This window comes from Leifsonia sp. EB41 (assembly GCF_041262565.1).
In the GTDB taxonomy this organism is placed as follows: Bacteria; Actinomycetota; Actinomycetes; order Actinomycetales; family Microbacteriaceae; genus Leifsonia.
The window spans coordinates 1,904,857-1,919,048 of record NZ_JBGCCJ010000001.1; the positions used below are offsets into that span (position 1 = coordinate 1,904,857).

General features: G+C 71.1%; 15 protein-coding genes. 9 read left to right on the plus strand and 6 right to left on the minus strand.

Translation table 11 applies throughout. From position 1 onward, the window contains the following. Positions 1-123 precede the first annotated feature (123 nt). The 3 genes from ABH923_RS09280 (at position 124) to ABH923_RS09290 (ending at position 3,432) form a co-directional block, all read left to right on the plus strand. Positions 124-1,569 carry a DUF6421 family protein gene (locus ABH923_RS09280; protein ID WP_370055074.1) on the plus strand — a complete coding sequence of 482 codons (1,446 nt, stop codon included), beginning with the start codon at positions 124-126 and terminating at the stop codon, positions 1,567-1,569. 86 nt (positions 1,570-1,655) lie between these two features. After that, on the plus strand, positions 1,656-2,291 hold the full coding sequence (locus ABH923_RS09285) for an SDR family NAD(P)-dependent oxidoreductase (RefSeq protein ID WP_370057330.1): 636 nt from the start codon (positions 1,656-1,658) through the stop codon (positions 2,289-2,291). A gap of 70 nt (positions 2,292-2,361) precedes the next feature. Next, positions 2,362-3,432 (plus strand): low specificity L-threonine aldolase, encoded by a 1,071-nt coding sequence (locus ABH923_RS09290; protein WP_370055075.1) that lies wholly within the window; start codon positions 2,362-2,364, stop codon positions 3,430-3,432. Positions 3,433-3,663: 231 nt separating this feature from the next. Here ABH923_RS09290 and ABH923_RS09295 read toward each other — a convergent pair whose 3' ends face one another. Next, entirely contained in the window at positions 3,664-4,425 is a 762-nt protein-coding gene (locus ABH923_RS09295; protein WP_370055077.1) for a GNAT family N-acetyltransferase, read from the minus strand. Between the two features lie 48 nt (positions 4,426-4,473). On the opposite strand from ABH923_RS09295, the gene ABH923_RS09300 reads away from it, so the two are divergent. The 4 genes from ABH923_RS09300 to ABH923_RS09315 all read left to right on the plus strand — a co-directional run bounded on the left by ABH923_RS09300 (position 4,474) and on the right by ABH923_RS09315 (position 7,210). After that, positions 4,474-4,797, plus strand: a complete 324-nt coding sequence (locus ABH923_RS09300) for a hypothetical protein (RefSeq protein WP_370055078.1) — start codon at positions 4,474-4,476, stop codon at positions 4,795-4,797. Positions 4,798-4,851: 54 nt separating this feature from the next. Beyond that, positions 4,852-5,364 carry a hypothetical protein gene (locus ABH923_RS09305; protein ID WP_370055079.1) on the plus strand — a complete coding sequence of 171 codons (513 nt, stop codon included), beginning with the start codon at positions 4,852-4,854 and terminating at the stop codon, positions 5,362-5,364. 135 nt (positions 5,365-5,499) lie between these two features. Next, the gene (locus ABH923_RS09310) at positions 5,500-6,492 is read left to right on the plus strand and encodes a CorA family divalent cation transporter (RefSeq protein ID WP_370055080.1); all 993 of its coding nucleotides are present in this window, start codon (positions 5,500-5,502) and stop codon (positions 6,490-6,492) included. A 127-nt stretch (positions 6,493-6,619) separates the two neighbouring features. Then, on the plus strand, positions 6,620-7,210 hold the full coding sequence (locus tag ABH923_RS09315) for a nitroreductase family protein (protein ID WP_370055082.1): 591 nt from the start codon (positions 6,620-6,622) through the stop codon (positions 7,208-7,210). A 74-nt stretch (positions 7,211-7,284) separates the two neighbouring features. On the opposite strand, the gene ABH923_RS09320 is transcribed toward ABH923_RS09315, so the two are convergent. After that, on the minus strand, positions 7,285-8,334 hold the full coding sequence (locus ABH923_RS09320) for a zinc-dependent alcohol dehydrogenase family protein (RefSeq protein ID WP_370055083.1): 1,050 nt from the start codon (positions 8,332-8,334) through the stop codon (positions 7,285-7,287). A gap of 129 nt (positions 8,335-8,463) precedes the next feature. Here ABH923_RS09320 and ABH923_RS09325 point away from each other — a divergent pair, with 129 nt between their 5' ends. Next, a complete protein-coding gene (locus ABH923_RS09325; protein ID WP_370055084.1) occupies positions 8,464-9,078 on the plus strand; it encodes an N-acetyltransferase family protein in 615 nt (204 codons plus the stop codon). Between the two features lie 22 nt (positions 9,079-9,100). Here the strand turns inward: ABH923_RS09325 and ABH923_RS09330 are convergent, their stop codons facing one another. Continuing rightward, positions 9,101-11,263, minus strand: a complete 2,163-nt coding sequence (locus ABH923_RS09330) for an ATP-dependent Clp protease ATP-binding subunit (protein WP_370055085.1) — start codon at positions 11,261-11,263, stop codon at positions 9,101-9,103. Positions 11,264-11,362: 99 nt separating this feature from the next. Here ABH923_RS09330 and ABH923_RS09335 point away from each other — a divergent pair, with 99 nt between their 5' ends. Then, a complete protein-coding gene (locus ABH923_RS09335) occupies positions 11,363-11,731 on the plus strand; it encodes a hypothetical protein (RefSeq protein WP_370055086.1) in 369 nt (122 codons plus the stop codon). A gap of 155 nt (positions 11,732-11,886) precedes the next feature. Here the strand turns inward: ABH923_RS09335 and ABH923_RS09340 are convergent, their stop codons facing one another. The 3 genes from ABH923_RS09340 to ABH923_RS09350 form a co-directional block, all read right to left on the minus strand. Further along, positions 11,887-12,561: a copper resistance protein CopC gene (locus tag ABH923_RS09340; RefSeq protein ID WP_370055087.1), complete on the minus strand. Its 675-nt coding sequence runs from the start codon at positions 12,559-12,561 to the stop codon at positions 11,887-11,889. A gap of 1 nt (position 12,562) precedes the next feature. Then, complete coding sequence (locus ABH923_RS09345) at positions 12,563-13,351, minus strand: YcnI family protein (RefSeq protein WP_370055088.1); 789 nt, start codon at positions 13,349-13,351, stop codon at positions 12,563-12,565. A gap of 84 nt (positions 13,352-13,435) precedes the next feature. Beyond that, the gene (locus tag ABH923_RS09350; RefSeq protein WP_370055089.1) at positions 13,436-14,071 is read right to left on the minus strand and encodes a hypothetical protein; all 636 of its coding nucleotides are present in this window, start codon (positions 14,069-14,071) and stop codon (positions 13,436-13,438) included. Between the last annotated feature and the right edge of the window lie 121 nt (positions 14,072-14,192).

Genomic DNA, 14,192 nt, shown 5'->3' on the forward strand with positions numbered 1-14,192 from the left:
AGCTTTCCGTCGAAACTGTCAAGAAATCGTCCGTACTTCGCGGTTAGGCTCGGATCGGAGCGCCGAAACGGCGCTCCGTCGCAGTGCCGCGAGCGCGGCCTATCGCACGACGGGAGGTTCGTCATGTCTCAATTCGTCCCGCAGTTCACTGCAGGAGCCATTGTCGGGGAGCCCGAGGTCGTCGAGGACGCCCGCTCCGTCCGCGAGGTCGCGACGCATCCCGCGTGGCTGCGACTCAAGGAGGCGGCGACCGCTCTCCAGGCGCTGCAGGTCAAGGACGGCTCGGTCGAGCAGGAGTCCGACAAGCCCGCCGCCGCCGAGCTCACGGCGACGATCGTCGGCTCCATCGCGGAGCTCGCCCCGTTCTTCCCGCACGACGCGTCGTATCTCGAAGCGCTGCAGCGCGACTTCGGCCGCTGGGCGGACGAGGGCTTCGGCGTGCCGGACTTCCTCGACGCGCTCAACGCATTCCAGCCGCAGCAGCACCGCGTCGACGGCCTCGGCCACCTCGTGGTCTTCCCGATGTACACGCAGAACGGCAGCACCAACCGCCTCGTCGAGGCCGTGCTGGTCGAGGTCATCTGGCCCGAGTTCATCGCGGCGCTGGAGGCGGGCGACTACGGCAACAAGCTGTTCGTCGCGCTGCGCTTCGTGGACTTCACGCCCGGTTACGACACCAACTCGGCGGTGCTGTTCCCCGAGACGGTCGCGATGCGCGAGATCCCGTCGTTCACGTGGGGGGCGATCTTCCAGGACCGGGAGGCCGCCCGCTACCGCCGCGTCGTGCGCGCCGCTGCGGAGATCACGAAGCTGGACCTGCCCGCGGATGCCGCCCTCATGCTGGAGGACCAGCGGCTGACGGAGGAGACCTTCGTGATGTGGGACATCATCCACGACCGCTCCCACATGCGCGGCGACCTGCCCTTCGACCCGTTCATGATCAAGCAGCGGATGCCGTTCTTCCTCTACTCCCTGGAAGAGCTGCGCTGCGACCTGACCGCGTTCCGCGAGTCGGTGCGGTTGGAGCGCGAGCTCGGCGCCCTGCCCGACTCGGAGCTGTCGGAGCCGCAGAAGCAGATCCGCGACCACGCGAAACTGGTGCAGTACGCGGTGATCTTCGACCGGATCTTCCGGTTCGCGATCACCGGCAGCCGCGTCCGCAACTACGACGGCCTCGGCGGGCAGCTCCTCTTCGCCTGGCTGCACCAGCACGACGTCCTGCACTGGACCGACACCCAGCTCACCATCGACTGGGACGAGGTCCCGGACGTCGTCGTGGCGCTCTCGGACCGGATCAACGACCTGTACTGGCGCTCCATCGACCGGCCCAAGGTCGCGCACTGGCTCGCCGCGTACGCGATGCTCACCGAGACCCTCACGCCGAACCCGGCCTCCAACTGGGCGCGCGGGCTCCCGGACGAGACCCTCGCCGGGCCGCCCAAGGGGTACACCGACGCAGTCCTGGACGACGAGTTCCCGCTGTCCATGTTCTACGAAGCGCTCAACAAGAAGATGGCCACCGTCATCGAATCCACCTCCGGCATCACCGGAACGACGGACGAGGCGTGACGGATCAGCACGGTTCGACGCCGGCGCGGTTCTCACCCGAAGGGACCGCGCCGGCGCCGGCGACAGGCGTCTCCGGGCGGCTCGTCCTGATCGCCGGCGCGACCAGCGCGTCCGGCGAGGCGGTGGCGCGCGCGCTCACGGCGGCGGGCGCGACAGTGCTCGCGGTCGGCACCCGGCAGGAGGCGCTGGCGGCGCTGGCGGAGGCCGTCCCCGGCGTCGACACCCGCGTCTGCGATCTGGCCGACCGCGACGCGGTGGCCGAGCTGGCGATGCGCATCCACCTCAAGTTCGGCCGGATCGACGGCCTGGTGCACCTGGTCGGCGGCTGGCGCGGCGGTGGCGGCATCGCCGGGCAGAGCGACGCGGACTGGGACTTCCTGGACCGCGGCTTCCAGACCCTGCGGAACACCACGCGCGTCTTCTACGACGATCTGGTGGCCTCCCCCGCCGGCCGGCTGGCGGTCGTGTCCTCCACTGCGGTCGACAAGCCGTACGCCGGCGGCGCGAACTACGCCGCGGCCAAGGCGGCGGCTGACGCGTGGACGCGCGCCGTCGCGCAGGGACTCGGCAAGGAGGCGCCGCAGTCCGCCGCCGTCGTCTTCGTCGTGAAGACGCTGGCCGGCCTCGAGGCGGCCCTCGCCGACGACGTCGTCGCCCTCTGGGCGACCGACGCCCCCACCCTCAACGGCACCCGCATCGCGCTCGACATTCGTGCCGAATAGTGACTTTCGCGCGGCGAAAAGCGACATTCGGCACGAATTCGACCGCGCCCTGCGAATCTAGGATGGAACAGTGACGCTACAACTCCATGAACTCAACCTGCGCGGCTTCGCGTCGGACAACTACGCCGGTGTGCACCCCGAGATCCTCGACGCGATCGCCGCCGCCAACAACGGCCACCAGATCTCCTACGGCGAGGACGTCTACACCGAGCGCCTCCACGAGGTGTTCGCCGAGCACTTCGGCGAGGGCGTGCAGGTGTTCCCCGTGTTCAACGGCACGGGCGCGAACGTGACCGGGCTGCAGTCGATGGTGCCGCGCTGGGGCGCGGTGATCTGCGCCAAGACGGCGCACATCAACACCGACGAGGCCGGCGCGCCCGAGAAGGTCGGCGGCCTCAAGCTGCTGCCGGTCGAGACCCCGGACGGCAAGCTGACCCCGGAGCTCATCGACCGGGAGGCCTGGGGCTGGGGCGACGAGCACCGCGCGCAGCCACTGGTCGTGTCGATCACCCAGACCACCGAACTCGGCACCGCGTACAGCGTCGAGGAGATCCGCGCGATCGCCGACCACGTGCACGCGCGCGGCATGAAGCTGCACATGGACGGCGCCCGCATCTCCAACGCGGCCGCCACCCTCGGCGTGCCGCTCAAGGAGTTCACCACCGACGCCGGCGTCGACGTGCTCAGCTTCGGCGGCACCAAGAACGGGATGCTGTACGGCGAGGCCGTCGTCGTCCTCAACCCGGCCGCGTCCGAAGGGCTGCTCTACCTGCGCAAGCTCAACATGCAGCTCGCCTCGAAGATGCGGTTCATCTCCGCGCAGCTCATCGCGCTGCTGCACGACGACCTCTACCTGCGCTCGGCGTCCCACGCCAACGCGATGGCGTCCCGGCTGCGCGGCGCGCTGGAGGCGGGGATCGCCGACGGCAGCATCCAGGGCGTCGGGTTCAGCCAGGCCACCGAGGCGAACGGCGTCTTCGCCACCCTCCCGGCCGGCGTCGCGGACCGCCTGCGGCAGCACTTCCGGTTCTACGACTGGGATGCGGCCCGCCATGAGGTGCGCTGGATGTGCTCGTTCGACACCACAGAGCAGGACATCGACGACTTCGTCGCCGCCCTGGTCGTCGAGCTGGCGGCCTGACGACCCCACCCCCCTCTACTGGGGACAGACCGGGGTACAAAGATGTCCTCCATTTAGCCGACACATTTGGTAGTCTCTAAGAGTCGACGGAGGAACCCGAATAATCCTCCGGCGATAACCCCGAAACGTATGCCGGGCTGTGTGGAGTAACCCTAGTATCCACACCGCCCGGCATCGTGGTTTAACGGTGTCGTATCAGCCGAACCTCATGAAGCGGGCGATCGGAGCGACTCAGCCGGAGGGCGCCGTCCAGTACGCGTACCGCGACGCGGGACGGAAGCCGAGCCGCGAGTAGAGGGCGTGGGCGGCCGTGTTATCCGCGAGCACTTGGAGCCACAGATGCTCCACGCCGCGGCCGCCCGCCTCGTCCGCGAGGGCCACGGCGAGCGCGCGGGCCAGGCCGCGACGGCGTGCGGTCGGGAGGGTGGCGACGGCGTAGAGGCCGGCCCAATCGCCGGCGAGGGCGAGGCGGGCGACAGCGTCGGGGGCGTCGGAGGAGCCGGCCCACGCGTAGAGGGCCGGGGCCGCGTTCAGGATCCGGGCGACGGTGTCGCGCTCGGGGTCGCCGCCGCGGCCGTCGACGGCCCACCAGGTGGCGAGCCAGCCGGGTGGTGGGGTGTCGGCGGTGGCGATGGTCGTCGCGGCGCTGGTGGCAGCGGCTCCAGCGGCCACCACGTCCGCGCGGTCGGCCACGAGGATGTCGGTCTGCGAGTGCTCCCGGTACTCCCGGGCCGCCAGCGCGGCGACCAGCGCAGGCGAGGTGGCCGGGCTCACCTGGAACACCGCGGGCAGGCCGCGCTCCCGATACCAGCGCTCCGCCCGCTCGATCGCGGCCTCCACGTCCGGCACCTCGCCGCAGGTCAGCACCGAGTTGGCGCGGTTGGTGACGCCGTCCGCGGCCCGCAGCGTCCAGCCTTCCAGCTCCTCGCGCTCCAGTGCCGGCCAGCCGCGGTCGGCGAGGCGGTCGAGGGCGGCGGGCTCCGGTGGGCGCATCCGTCGAATCTATCCCGCCGCCGGCCGCGGAGGCGTACCGTGCCTCCCATGACCGACACGAAGGACGCGCCTGCAACCGGCGCCGAGCCGTTCCCCGCCGCGGAGATCGCCAGCCTCAAGGCCAAGACCGTGGCGCACGTCATCCACTACCGGCGGAAGACCTACGTCACGCTGCCGTCCGAGGGGTACGCCCTCCTGAAGCGCGTGCGGACTCTGCTGCGCGACGGCACCACCGACCTCGTCCCGCTGGTGCACCGCGACGGCTTCGTGTGGCTGGCGGTCGGCCCGAACATCCCCATCGCGGTCGACGAGGTGGAGACCGACAACGGCGAGAGCGAGAAGGCCACCCTCAAGCGGCTCGGGCTGCGCTGACCACGGGGCGATCAGACCTACTGCGGGCGCCAGGGCCGGGGCTATGCTGACGCCGTGAGCGCAGACGCCGGCTTCGCACCCCGCACCACCCGACGCGACGGACGGCGCACCCGGACGCGTCGCCGCGTCGCCGCCGCACTCGTCGGGGTGGCCGTGCTGGGCCTCCTGACCGGCTGCGACCTGCTCGCCCCGCAGGACACCAAGTACATCCAGGAGACCGCGGACGGCGTGAACGGCGACATCGGGCCGATCTTCATCGGCAACGCCGTGCTGCTCACCGCGCAGGCGTCCTCCCCCGTGAGCCTGGTCGCGACCCTCGTCAACCAGGGCGAGTCGAGCGAAGAGGTGCACATCGTGACGACGGCCGGGTCCGAGACGGTCACGGTGAAGCCCTCCGAGTCGGTGCAGCTCGGCACCCCCGACGGCGAGACGGTCACCTTCGACGGCCTCGACGCGAAGCCGGGCGCGCTGGAGCCGGTGACGTTCCAGACCAGCACGATGACGGAGACGCTGAACGTGCCGGTGCTGGACGGCTCGCTGCCGCAGTACCAGGACCTGGTGCCCTGAGCGGCCCAGCGCCCGCGAACTGCCACCCCAACTGGGGCATCGCCGCGCCCGTTTCCTGAGAACTCCATCACCTCCAACCGGCGATGACCCAGCGGGGAGGTCGTAGGTTGGAGCGTCAGCCAACGAGGAGGTCGTGTGTCGCAGCAGGTTCAGGAGGACTCCCTCCAGCTTCGGGGGACGCTCTTCGACGGGGACGAGCGCACCGACGTCGGGTCGCTCGCCGAGCTCATGGACGAACTGCAGACCTCGACCGGGTTCGGTTACCTCGAGATCCAGGACCCCGACCGGCTGCAGCTCGCCGAGCTCGCCGACCGGCTCGGCGCGCACGACCTCGTCCACCCGCCCGCGTCGGCCTCCACCGGGCACATGCCGATGGTCGCCGGCGAGCACGTGCGCCTCTCCACCCACCGGGTGCAGCTCGAGGAGCCGACGTTCCAGCTCGTCGTCGCGGACCTCCACATCTACGTACTGCCGCGGCTGCTGATCCTCGACCACGACGGCGACTTCGACTTCGAGCCGCTGCGCGCGCGACTGGCCACCGAGAAGCGGCACCGCGACCAGGGCGTCGGCTGGCTGCTGTGGATCGTCCTCGACCAGCTGCTCGGCGAGGCCGGCGCCGCCCTGAACGCCCTGGACGACGAACTCGACGACATCGAGGACATCCTGCTCGCCCCCGGCGCCAAGCCGGCAGTGATCCAGAACCGGGTGTACCAGCTCCGCAAGTCGGCCTCCCGCCTGCGCCGCTGCCTCCTGCCGCTGCGCGACGCGGTCGACGCCCTGCTGCGCCGCGAGGCCGACTGCGTCAGCCAGGGGCTGTTCCCGCTGTTCCAGGGCCTCTACGACCGCGGCGTGCACCACGTGGAGTGGGCGGACTCGCTGCGCGACCTGGTGACGGCGCTGTCGGACACGCAGATCGCGATGGAAGGCAACCGGCTCAACGTGATCATGAAGAAGGTGACGAGCTGGGCGGCGATCATCGCCATCCCGGCGGCGGTCACCGGCTTCTACGGGCAGAACCTGCCGTACCCGGGGTTCAACACGGTGGGCGGGCTGTGGACGTCGACGCTGTTGATGGTCGTCGGGTGCGGGGGGCTGTACATGACGTTCAAGCGGAAGGACTGGCTGTAGGCCGTCCACACCACGGGGACACGTCACCAAAATCCTGGAATACCTTCCCAGGTCCATGTGTTCACATCGGTATAGCTGGGCAATGGAGCCTCGTGATCCTGTTTCCACCGTCGAGGAGTCCCACCCCATGTCGCTGACCGACACCGTCACCCGCACCGCCGACACGTCCTTCCCGCTGCTGCCCGCGCTCGCCGAGCGCTGGAGCCCCCGCGCCTTCGACACCGAGGCCGCCATCGACGAGGACAAGCTGACCGCCGCCCTGGAGGCCGCCCGCTGGTCGCCGTCCGCCAACAACTCGCAGCCGTGGCGGTTCATCGTCGCGCGGCGTGGCAGCGAGGCGTTCGACGCCATCGTCGCCAACCTGATGGGCTTCAACCAGATGTGGGCCGGCGCTGCCGGGGCGCTCGTCGTCGCACTCGCCGAGGCCGTCGACACCGAGGGCAACGAGCGTCGCTGGGCCACCTATGACGTCGGCCAGGCCGTCGCGCACTTCAGCGTCCAGGCCCACCACGACGGCCTCCACACGCACCAGATGGGCGGCTTCGACCCCGCAGGGATCCGCGCGGCGTTCGACGTCGAGGAGCGGTTCGTTCCCGTCTCCGTCACCGCAGTCGGCATGCTCGGCGACGTGGACGCGCTGCCCGAGCCGCTGCGCGAGCGCGAGCTCGCCCCGCGCACCCGCAACGCCCTGAACGACGTCCTCCTCGTCAACTCCTAACAGGCGCCGAAACGTGAGAAATCGCGGGAATCGAACGAACGATTCCCGCGATTTCTCACGTCTGGGCGGTGGTGCTAGGGGCGGACTAGGGTCTTGATGGCTCGGCGCTCGTCCATGGCGGCGTAGGCTTCGGCGATCTCGGAGAGCGGCAGCTCCAGGTCGAAGACCTTGCCGGGCTCGATGGCGCCCGACCAGACGTCCTGCAGCAGCTCCTCCACGTAGTTGCGGACGGGGGCGACGCCGCCGTTCACGCCGACGTTCGTGTTGAACAGGGTGCGGATGGGCAGCTCGGCGCCGCCGTTCGGGACGCCGACGTAGCCGACCATCCCGCCGGGACGGGCCGACCGGATGGCCTGGTCCATCGACTCCTTGGTGCCGACGGCCTCCAGGACGCAGTCCGGGCCGATGCCGTCGAACAGTTCCTTGACGGCGGCGATGCCCTCGTCGCCGCGCTCGGCGACGATGTCGGTCGCGCCGAACTCGCGGGCGAGCGCCTGGCGCGACTCGTGCCGCGACATGGCGACGATGCGGGAGGCGCCGAGGCGCTTGGACGCGAGCACAGCGCACAGGCCGACTGCGCCATCGCCGACCACGACGACCGTGCTGCCCTCGGTGACGCCGGCGGAGACGGCGGCGTGGTGGCCGGTGCCCATCACATCCGACAGGGTCAGGAGGCTCGGGATGAGCTCCGCCCGCGGGTACTCGGGCGTCGCGACGAGCGAGCCGTCGGCGTGCGGGACGCGCACCTTCTGGCCCTGGCCGCCGTCGGCGAAGCCGCCGACCTGGTCGTCGGCGCCCCACCAGCCGCCGTGCAGGCAGGAGGTGCTGACGCCGTTCTTGCAGTTCTCACAGGTCATGTCGCAGTCGTAGAACGGGGCGATGACGAAATCGCCGACCGAGATCGTGCTCACCTCGGAGCCGACCTCCTCCACGACACCGACGAACTCGTGGCCGATGCGGCGCGGGGAGGCGGTGGGGGTGACGCCGCGGTACGGCCACAGGTCGGACCCGCAGACGCAGGCCGCCACGACGCGCACGATGGCGTCGCCACCGGTCGAGAGGACGGGGTCGGGGACTTCTTCGAGGCGCACATCGCGCTCTCCGTGGATGATGGTCGCAAGCATGCGTCCCAGCCTACGCGTGACAGGTGAATACCCCCTCTCTGCGGGCCAGAGGAGCGCCCGGTGGATGCCCTAAGCTCGCATCCGTGCTCCGCGGAACCCCCGCCGCGACGAGCCGAGGAAGGATCACCAGTGCCCGAGGTGTCGCGACGTGCCGTGATGGCGCTGCGCACGCTCGTGCTCGGGGTGTCCGAACGGGGCGCCGGCGATCCGCGGACCGTCCGGCTGCGGACCGTCGAGCCCGTGGAGATGGCGCCCGAGCCGCCGGCGACGCCCTCCGCCGTCCGCCCGGGCACGGTGACGCTGAGGCCGGCGGCCGACGCCGACGAGCCGTTCCTCCGGCGCGTGTTCAGGGACGCCCGGCGCTGGGAGCTCCCCGGCGCGGAGGGCGCAGTGCTCGATCCCGCGCTCGGACCGAAGTACCGCGCGCACTCGGCCGACCGCCGCGACCGTTACCCCGACGCCGAGACCTCCGTCGTCCTGGAGGACGGGGAGCCGGTCGGCACGGTCACGCTGCACCACGAGGACGGCCGCACGCACGTCGTGGAGCTCGCCGTGCTCGCCGAGCACCGCGGTCACGGCATCGCCTCCTGCGTGCTGACCGGGCTGCTCGGCACGCATCGCCGGCTCACGGTCACGGTGTGGGAGCAGAACCGCGCCGCCCAGCGCCTGTACGAGCGGCATGGCTTCGCGGTCGTCGCCGAGCAGTTCGGCTACCTCCTGATGGCGACGGAGGCCGACCGCTGACGGCCGACCCCCGCACCCGCGTCTAGGCCTGCTCCTCGCGGACCGGCGCGACGGCCAGCCGCTCGCCGGACGGGTCCAGGTCGACCCGCACCGTGTCGCCATCGCGGATCTCGCCCGCGAGCAGCTCGGTGGCCAGCCGGTCCTCGATCTCGCGCTGCATCAGCCGGCGCAGCGGACGCGCGCCGTAGATCGGGTCGTAGCCGCGCTCGGCGAGCCAGCGCCGGGCGTCCGGGGTGACCGCCAGCTCCAGCCGGCGCTCCTCCAGCCGCCGCATCAGGCGGTCGATGTTGAGCTCCACGATCTCGCCGAGCTCCTCCTGAGTGAGGGTCGAGAACACCACGATGTCGTCCAGCCGGTTGACGAACTCCGGCTTGAAGGCCTGCCGCACCATCTGCAGCACGGCCTCCTCGCGTTCGGTCTCGTTCAGGGTCGGGTCGACCAGGTGCTGGCTGCCCAGGTTGGAGGTCAGGATCAGGATGGTGTTGCGGAAGTCGACCGTGCGGCCCTGGCCGTCGGTGAGGCGGCCGTCGTCCAGCACCTGCAGCAGCACGTCGAAGACCTCGGGGTGCGCCTTCTCCACCTCGTCCAGCAGGATGACCGAGTAGGGGCGGCGACGCACGGCCTCCGTGAGCTGACCGCCCTGCTCGTAACCGACATAGCCGGGAGGGGCGCCGACGAGCCGCGAGACGGAGAACTTCTCCCCGTACTCGCTCATGTCGATGCGCACCATCGCCTTCTCGTCGTCGAACAGGAACCCGGCGAGCGCCTTCGCCAGCTCGGTCTTGCCGACACCGGTCGGGCCGAGGAACAGGAACGACCCGGTCGGGCGTCCGGGGTCGGAGATGCCCGCCCTGGTGCGCCGCACGGCGTCGGCGACCGCCTGCACGGCCTTCTTCTGGCCGATGATGCGGCGGCCGAGCTCGTGCTCCAGATGCAGCAGCTTCTCGGTCTCGCCCTGGGTGAGCCTGTCGACCGGGATGCCGGTCCAGGCGGCCACGACCGCGGCGATGTCGTCGGCGGTCACCTGCTCGTTCACCATGCGCGGGTGGCTGTGCTCGGCCTGCTCGGCCTCCGCCAGCTCGCGCTCGATGTTCGGGATGGTCTCGTACTCGATCTTGGAGGCCTCCTGGTACCGGCCGTCGCGCAGCGCGAGGTCGCGATGGGTCTTGGCCTCTTCGAGCTGAGACCGCAGCGCACCGACCCGGTTGAGCGCGGCCTTCTCCGCGCGCCAGCGCTCCTGGAGCTCTTCGAGGATGCCCTCCTGCTCGTGGAGGCGCTCGCGGAGCTGCTCCAGGCGGGCCTTGCTCGCGTCGTCCTTCTCCTTCTTGAGCGCGAACTCCTCCAGCTTCATGCGCTCCACCTGACGCTGGAGGGTGTCGATCTCCACCGGGGCGGAGTCGATCTCCATCTTCAGCCGGCTGGCGGCCTCGTCGATCAGGTCGATCGCCTTGTCCGGGAGCTGGCGGGCCGTGATGTAGCGGTTGGAGAGGGAGGCCGCGGCGACCAGTGCCGAGTCCTCGATGGTGACGCCGTGGTGGGCCTCGTAGCGGCCCTTCAGACCGCGCAGGATGGCTACCGTGTCCTCCACGCTGGGCTCGCCGACGTACACCTGCTGGAAGCGTCGCTCCAGCGCGGCGTCCTTCTCGATGAACTCGCGGTACTCGTTGAGCGTGGTGGCGCCGATCAGCCGCAGCTCGCCGCGGGCCAGCATCGGCTTCAGCATGTTGGAGGCCGCGACAGACCCCTCCCCGCCGCCGGCGCCCATCAGGATGTGCAGCTCGTCGACGAAGGTGATGATCTCGCCCTCGGCGTCGTTGATCTCCTTGAGGACGGCCTTCAGCCGCTCCTCGAACTGGCCGCGGTACATCGCGCCGGCGACCAGCGCGGAGAGGTCGAGCGTGACGAGCTGCTTGCCCTTGAGGGAGTCGGCGACATCGCCGGCGACGATGCGCTGGGCCAGGCCCTCCACGACCGCCGTCTTGCCGACGCCCGGCTCGCCGATGAGCACCGGGTTGTTCTTGGTGCGCCGGGTCAGCACCTGGCTGACGCGGCGGATCTCGGCGTCCCGCCCGATGACCGGATCGAGCTTGCCGCTCTTCGCGATCTCGGTGAGGTTGATGCCGTACTGTTCGAGCGCGCTCTTCGCGTCCTCCTGCGTGGAGGGGGCGCCCTGCATGTTCGCCATGCTGATGGGTTTCCTTTCGAAGTCCTGTGACAAAGTTGAGTCTACTAGGCGCAACTTTGGGCCGGCCAGAGGTATTCCGATGCGACTACCCTGACTCACATGATCGACCCGTTGGACGCGAGAGTGGTACTGCTCGACGGCCCGACCGCGGCCACGCTCGCACAAGTCCTGCCGCTGCTGCTGCTGACACTCATGGTCGAACTGCGGCGGGTGGAGGTCCACCGACGCGGGCGCATCCGGCTCACGCGCACGCTGCTCGCGCTGTTCTTCATCGTGTTCGGGATCGTGGAGCTGGTGCTGGTGATGTCGATCGACGGAACGCTCATCCCGTTCGAGTGGACCGACCTGCTGCTGGCACTATTGATCTTCGGGCTTCTCGGGCTGCTGTTCTGGCTGTCGCTGCTCGACGCGCCCGGCGTGAAGCGCCGCGCCCGCGACGACGCGCGCTCCGAGCACCCGCGCACGTGACGTCGCAAACGGAGGAGATCCGGGCCGGCAGGCCGCCGTGGGGCAGGTAGCGGAGGAGATCGCGGGGGGTGCAGGCCGAAACTCCTCCGCTGCCGTCGCTTGGGCGGCGGCGGTAGCGGAGGAGGTGCGGTTGTGGGAGGGGTGGGAGTCCTCCGTTAGCTGCGGTTGGCGGGGGTGGTGGGGGTGGAGTCCTCCGCTGGCTGCGGGCGGCGGCGCGTGAGGAGGAGGATGACGACGCCGATCGCGGCGAGCGCCACGATGCCGATCGCGATGCCGATGACCAGGCCGAGGTCGTTGCCGGGGGAGGCCTTGGTGGGTACGGCGGTCGACGCGGTCGAGGTCGGCGCCGGCGCGGCGGCCCCGGGGGTCGCGACGACGTTCGACGCGGCGGCGCAGCCGGGGGTGGTGCGGCCGGCTGCGGCGGACGTCCCGGCCGGCGGCTGGTACGTGAAGCCGTACGAACCGGAGACCGTGTGGCCGTCCGCCGAGACGACCTGCCAGTCCACGGTGTACCCGCCGGCCGCACCGAGCGCCACCGGGGCCGAGACCGCGGTGTCGAGGATGGTCGGGCATCCCGTCTCGTAATGCTTGCCTGACGCGTCGGTGACCCGGAGGATCGCCGACGACCCGTTGCCGCCCAGGTCGAGCACGCGGTCGTTGAACGTCAGCTTCACCTGGGACAGCGGCTCGGTCTGCGTCGCACCGCTCGCGGGCGACGTGTCCACCAGGTAGTCGTGGGCGCTCGCGGCGACGGACGGCGCCAGCGCCAGCGCGACCGCCGCCAGGAGGCCGCCGACCCCGGCGAGCACGCGTGTGGTCATCCTCGTCATGTCACTGCTCCTTCTGGGCCGCTCGCGGCCGTCGGGTCGCCGCGAACACCGCGACGACGAGTGCGATGGCGCCCAGCGCGAGGCCGCCGATGCCGAGGCCGATCGCGACCGCCGCGGCGCCGGGGGAGGCGGCGGCGCTGGAGGGCGACGTCGCGCCCGAGGTGGCGAGCACGCTCGACGCGCCGTCGGCGGCCGGGGGCGCGTCGTTGATGTAGACCGTCGGCGCGGGGTGCTCCGGCTCGGCGCCGGAGGCCGGCGTCTTCTGGTCCCAGTTCACGACCGTGCCGTCCGAGTAGTACTGGTGGACCGGGAGGACGATGCTGCCGGTGTCGGGAATCGCGCCCGCCGAGATCACGAACTGCTGGAACTGGCCCGGCGCGACCTGGACACCGGACGCCGCCGTCCAGATGACCTTGACCGGAGCCTCCGTCACCGTGCCGTCGTCGGTCTTGATGGGCGTGGCCAGCTTCTCGGTGACCACCTGCGTGCTCCAGCCGGCGATGGGCTGGTACGCGACGGAGCCGAGCGGGGTGCCGGTCGGGAGGTCGACCTCCAGCTTGACGGTGCCCGCGGACGCGGACTCCGTGGGGACCTTGAAGGTGAGCGTCGGGTAGCTGCCCGGCGCGGCCTGGTTCGGTCCGACGGTGACGTGCGCGCTGGCGGCCAGGGGCGACGCCAGGGCGAGGGCGAGGGCGGCGATCGAGGCGGCGCCGGCGATGCCCCAGGTGCGGGTGCGAGAGGTGCGGGTGGTGCGGAGGCGCGCGTGCGTGCGCGCGGGAGTGCTGTTCATGGGTTCGTCCGGTTTCTCGGCCGCGCGGAGGCGGCCGGGTGAGGAGAGGGTGAGCTGCCTTCCCCGGCGGGCGAGCGCGTGCACTCAGCCGGCCGGGACGACGGCCCGCGGCGGACCCCGGTGCCGCAGTGCGCCGATCAGCGCCTCCACCCCGTGCAGGGTCGCGGGAACGGTGTCGATCGGCGTGGAGACCGTGCCCAGCGTCGGCGTCACCGCGGCGACGCGGTCGACGAACCGGCGCAGCCGGAAGAAGGTGAACCGCGCGACGGCGAGCAGCGCCCGCTCGCCGCGCAGCAGCACGGCGATGGTCAGCGCGGCGGCCGCGGCGTGGGCCAGCCACATCCAGACGTCCTCGCCGAGGAAGGTCGGGCCGGCCGTCACCGCGGCGGGCGCCACGCCCGCCCCCGACACCAGCGTCAGGTGCATGCCCGCGTGCAGGTGGCCGCCCATCGGCATCCCGCTGAAGCTCGCCGACGGGCTCAGGGTGAACAGGGCGTGGAAGAGGAACTGGCTGACCGCCACCGACAGCGTCACGCGCCAGAGCGCGACCCGGCGGCCGACGAGGACGATGCTCGCGAGCGACGAGAAGACCAGGCTGAGCGTGAGGGCGACGGCGCTGGGCGCCTGGCCGCCTCCCGCCATGTGGAACAGCGCGGCGACGAGCGTCGCGACGCCGGCGGCCGCGAAGCCGCGGACGACCCGGGTTCCGCGCGAACTCATGCCCCCACTCTACGCGGCGTCGAAGAACCGGCTACGCCCACGAACGCGGGCCGCCGAGCACCTCGGGGTCAGAGGGTGCTCGGCGGTCGCGTCGGGTCCGGCGCCGGTCGCGTTCTGCTCG

Bases quoted from the DNA above. Each gene is read 5' to 3' on its own strand.
- ABH923_RS09335 (WP_370055086.1), top strand. From the start codon at position 11,363: ATGATCGACCCGTTGGACGCGAGAGTGGTACTGCTCGACGGCCCGACC.
- ABH923_RS09345 (WP_370055088.1), bottom strand. From the start codon at position 13,351: ATGAACAGCACTCCCGCGCGCACGCACGCGCGCCTCCGCACCACCCGC.
- ABH923_RS09320 (WP_370055083.1), bottom strand. From the start codon at position 8,334: ATGCTTGCGACCATCATCCACGGAGAGCGCGATGTGCGCCTCGAAGAA.
- ABH923_RS09300 (WP_370055078.1), top strand. From the start codon at position 4,474: ATGACCGACACGAAGGACGCGCCTGCAACCGGCGCCGAGCCGTTCCCC.
- ABH923_RS09280 (WP_370055074.1), top strand. From the start codon at position 124: ATGTCTCAATTCGTCCCGCAGTTCACTGCAGGAGCCATTGTCGGGGAG.
- ABH923_RS09295 (WP_370055077.1), bottom strand. From the start codon at position 4,425: ATGCGCCCACCGGAGCCCGCCGCCCTCGACCGCCTCGCCGACCGCGGC.
- ABH923_RS09330 (WP_370055085.1), bottom strand. From the start codon at position 11,263: ATGGCGAACATGCAGGGCGCCCCCTCCACGCAGGAGGACGCGAAGAGC.
- ABH923_RS09350 (WP_370055089.1), bottom strand. From the start codon at position 14,071: ATGAGTTCGCGCGGAACCCGGGTCGTCCGCGGCTTCGCGGCCGCCGGC.
- ABH923_RS09340 (WP_370055087.1), bottom strand. From the start codon at position 12,561: ATGACGAGGATGACCACACGCGTGCTCGCCGGGGTCGGCGGCCTCCTG.
- ABH923_RS09315 (WP_370055082.1), top strand. From the start codon at position 6,620: ATGTCGCTGACCGACACCGTCACCCGCACCGCCGACACGTCCTTCCCG.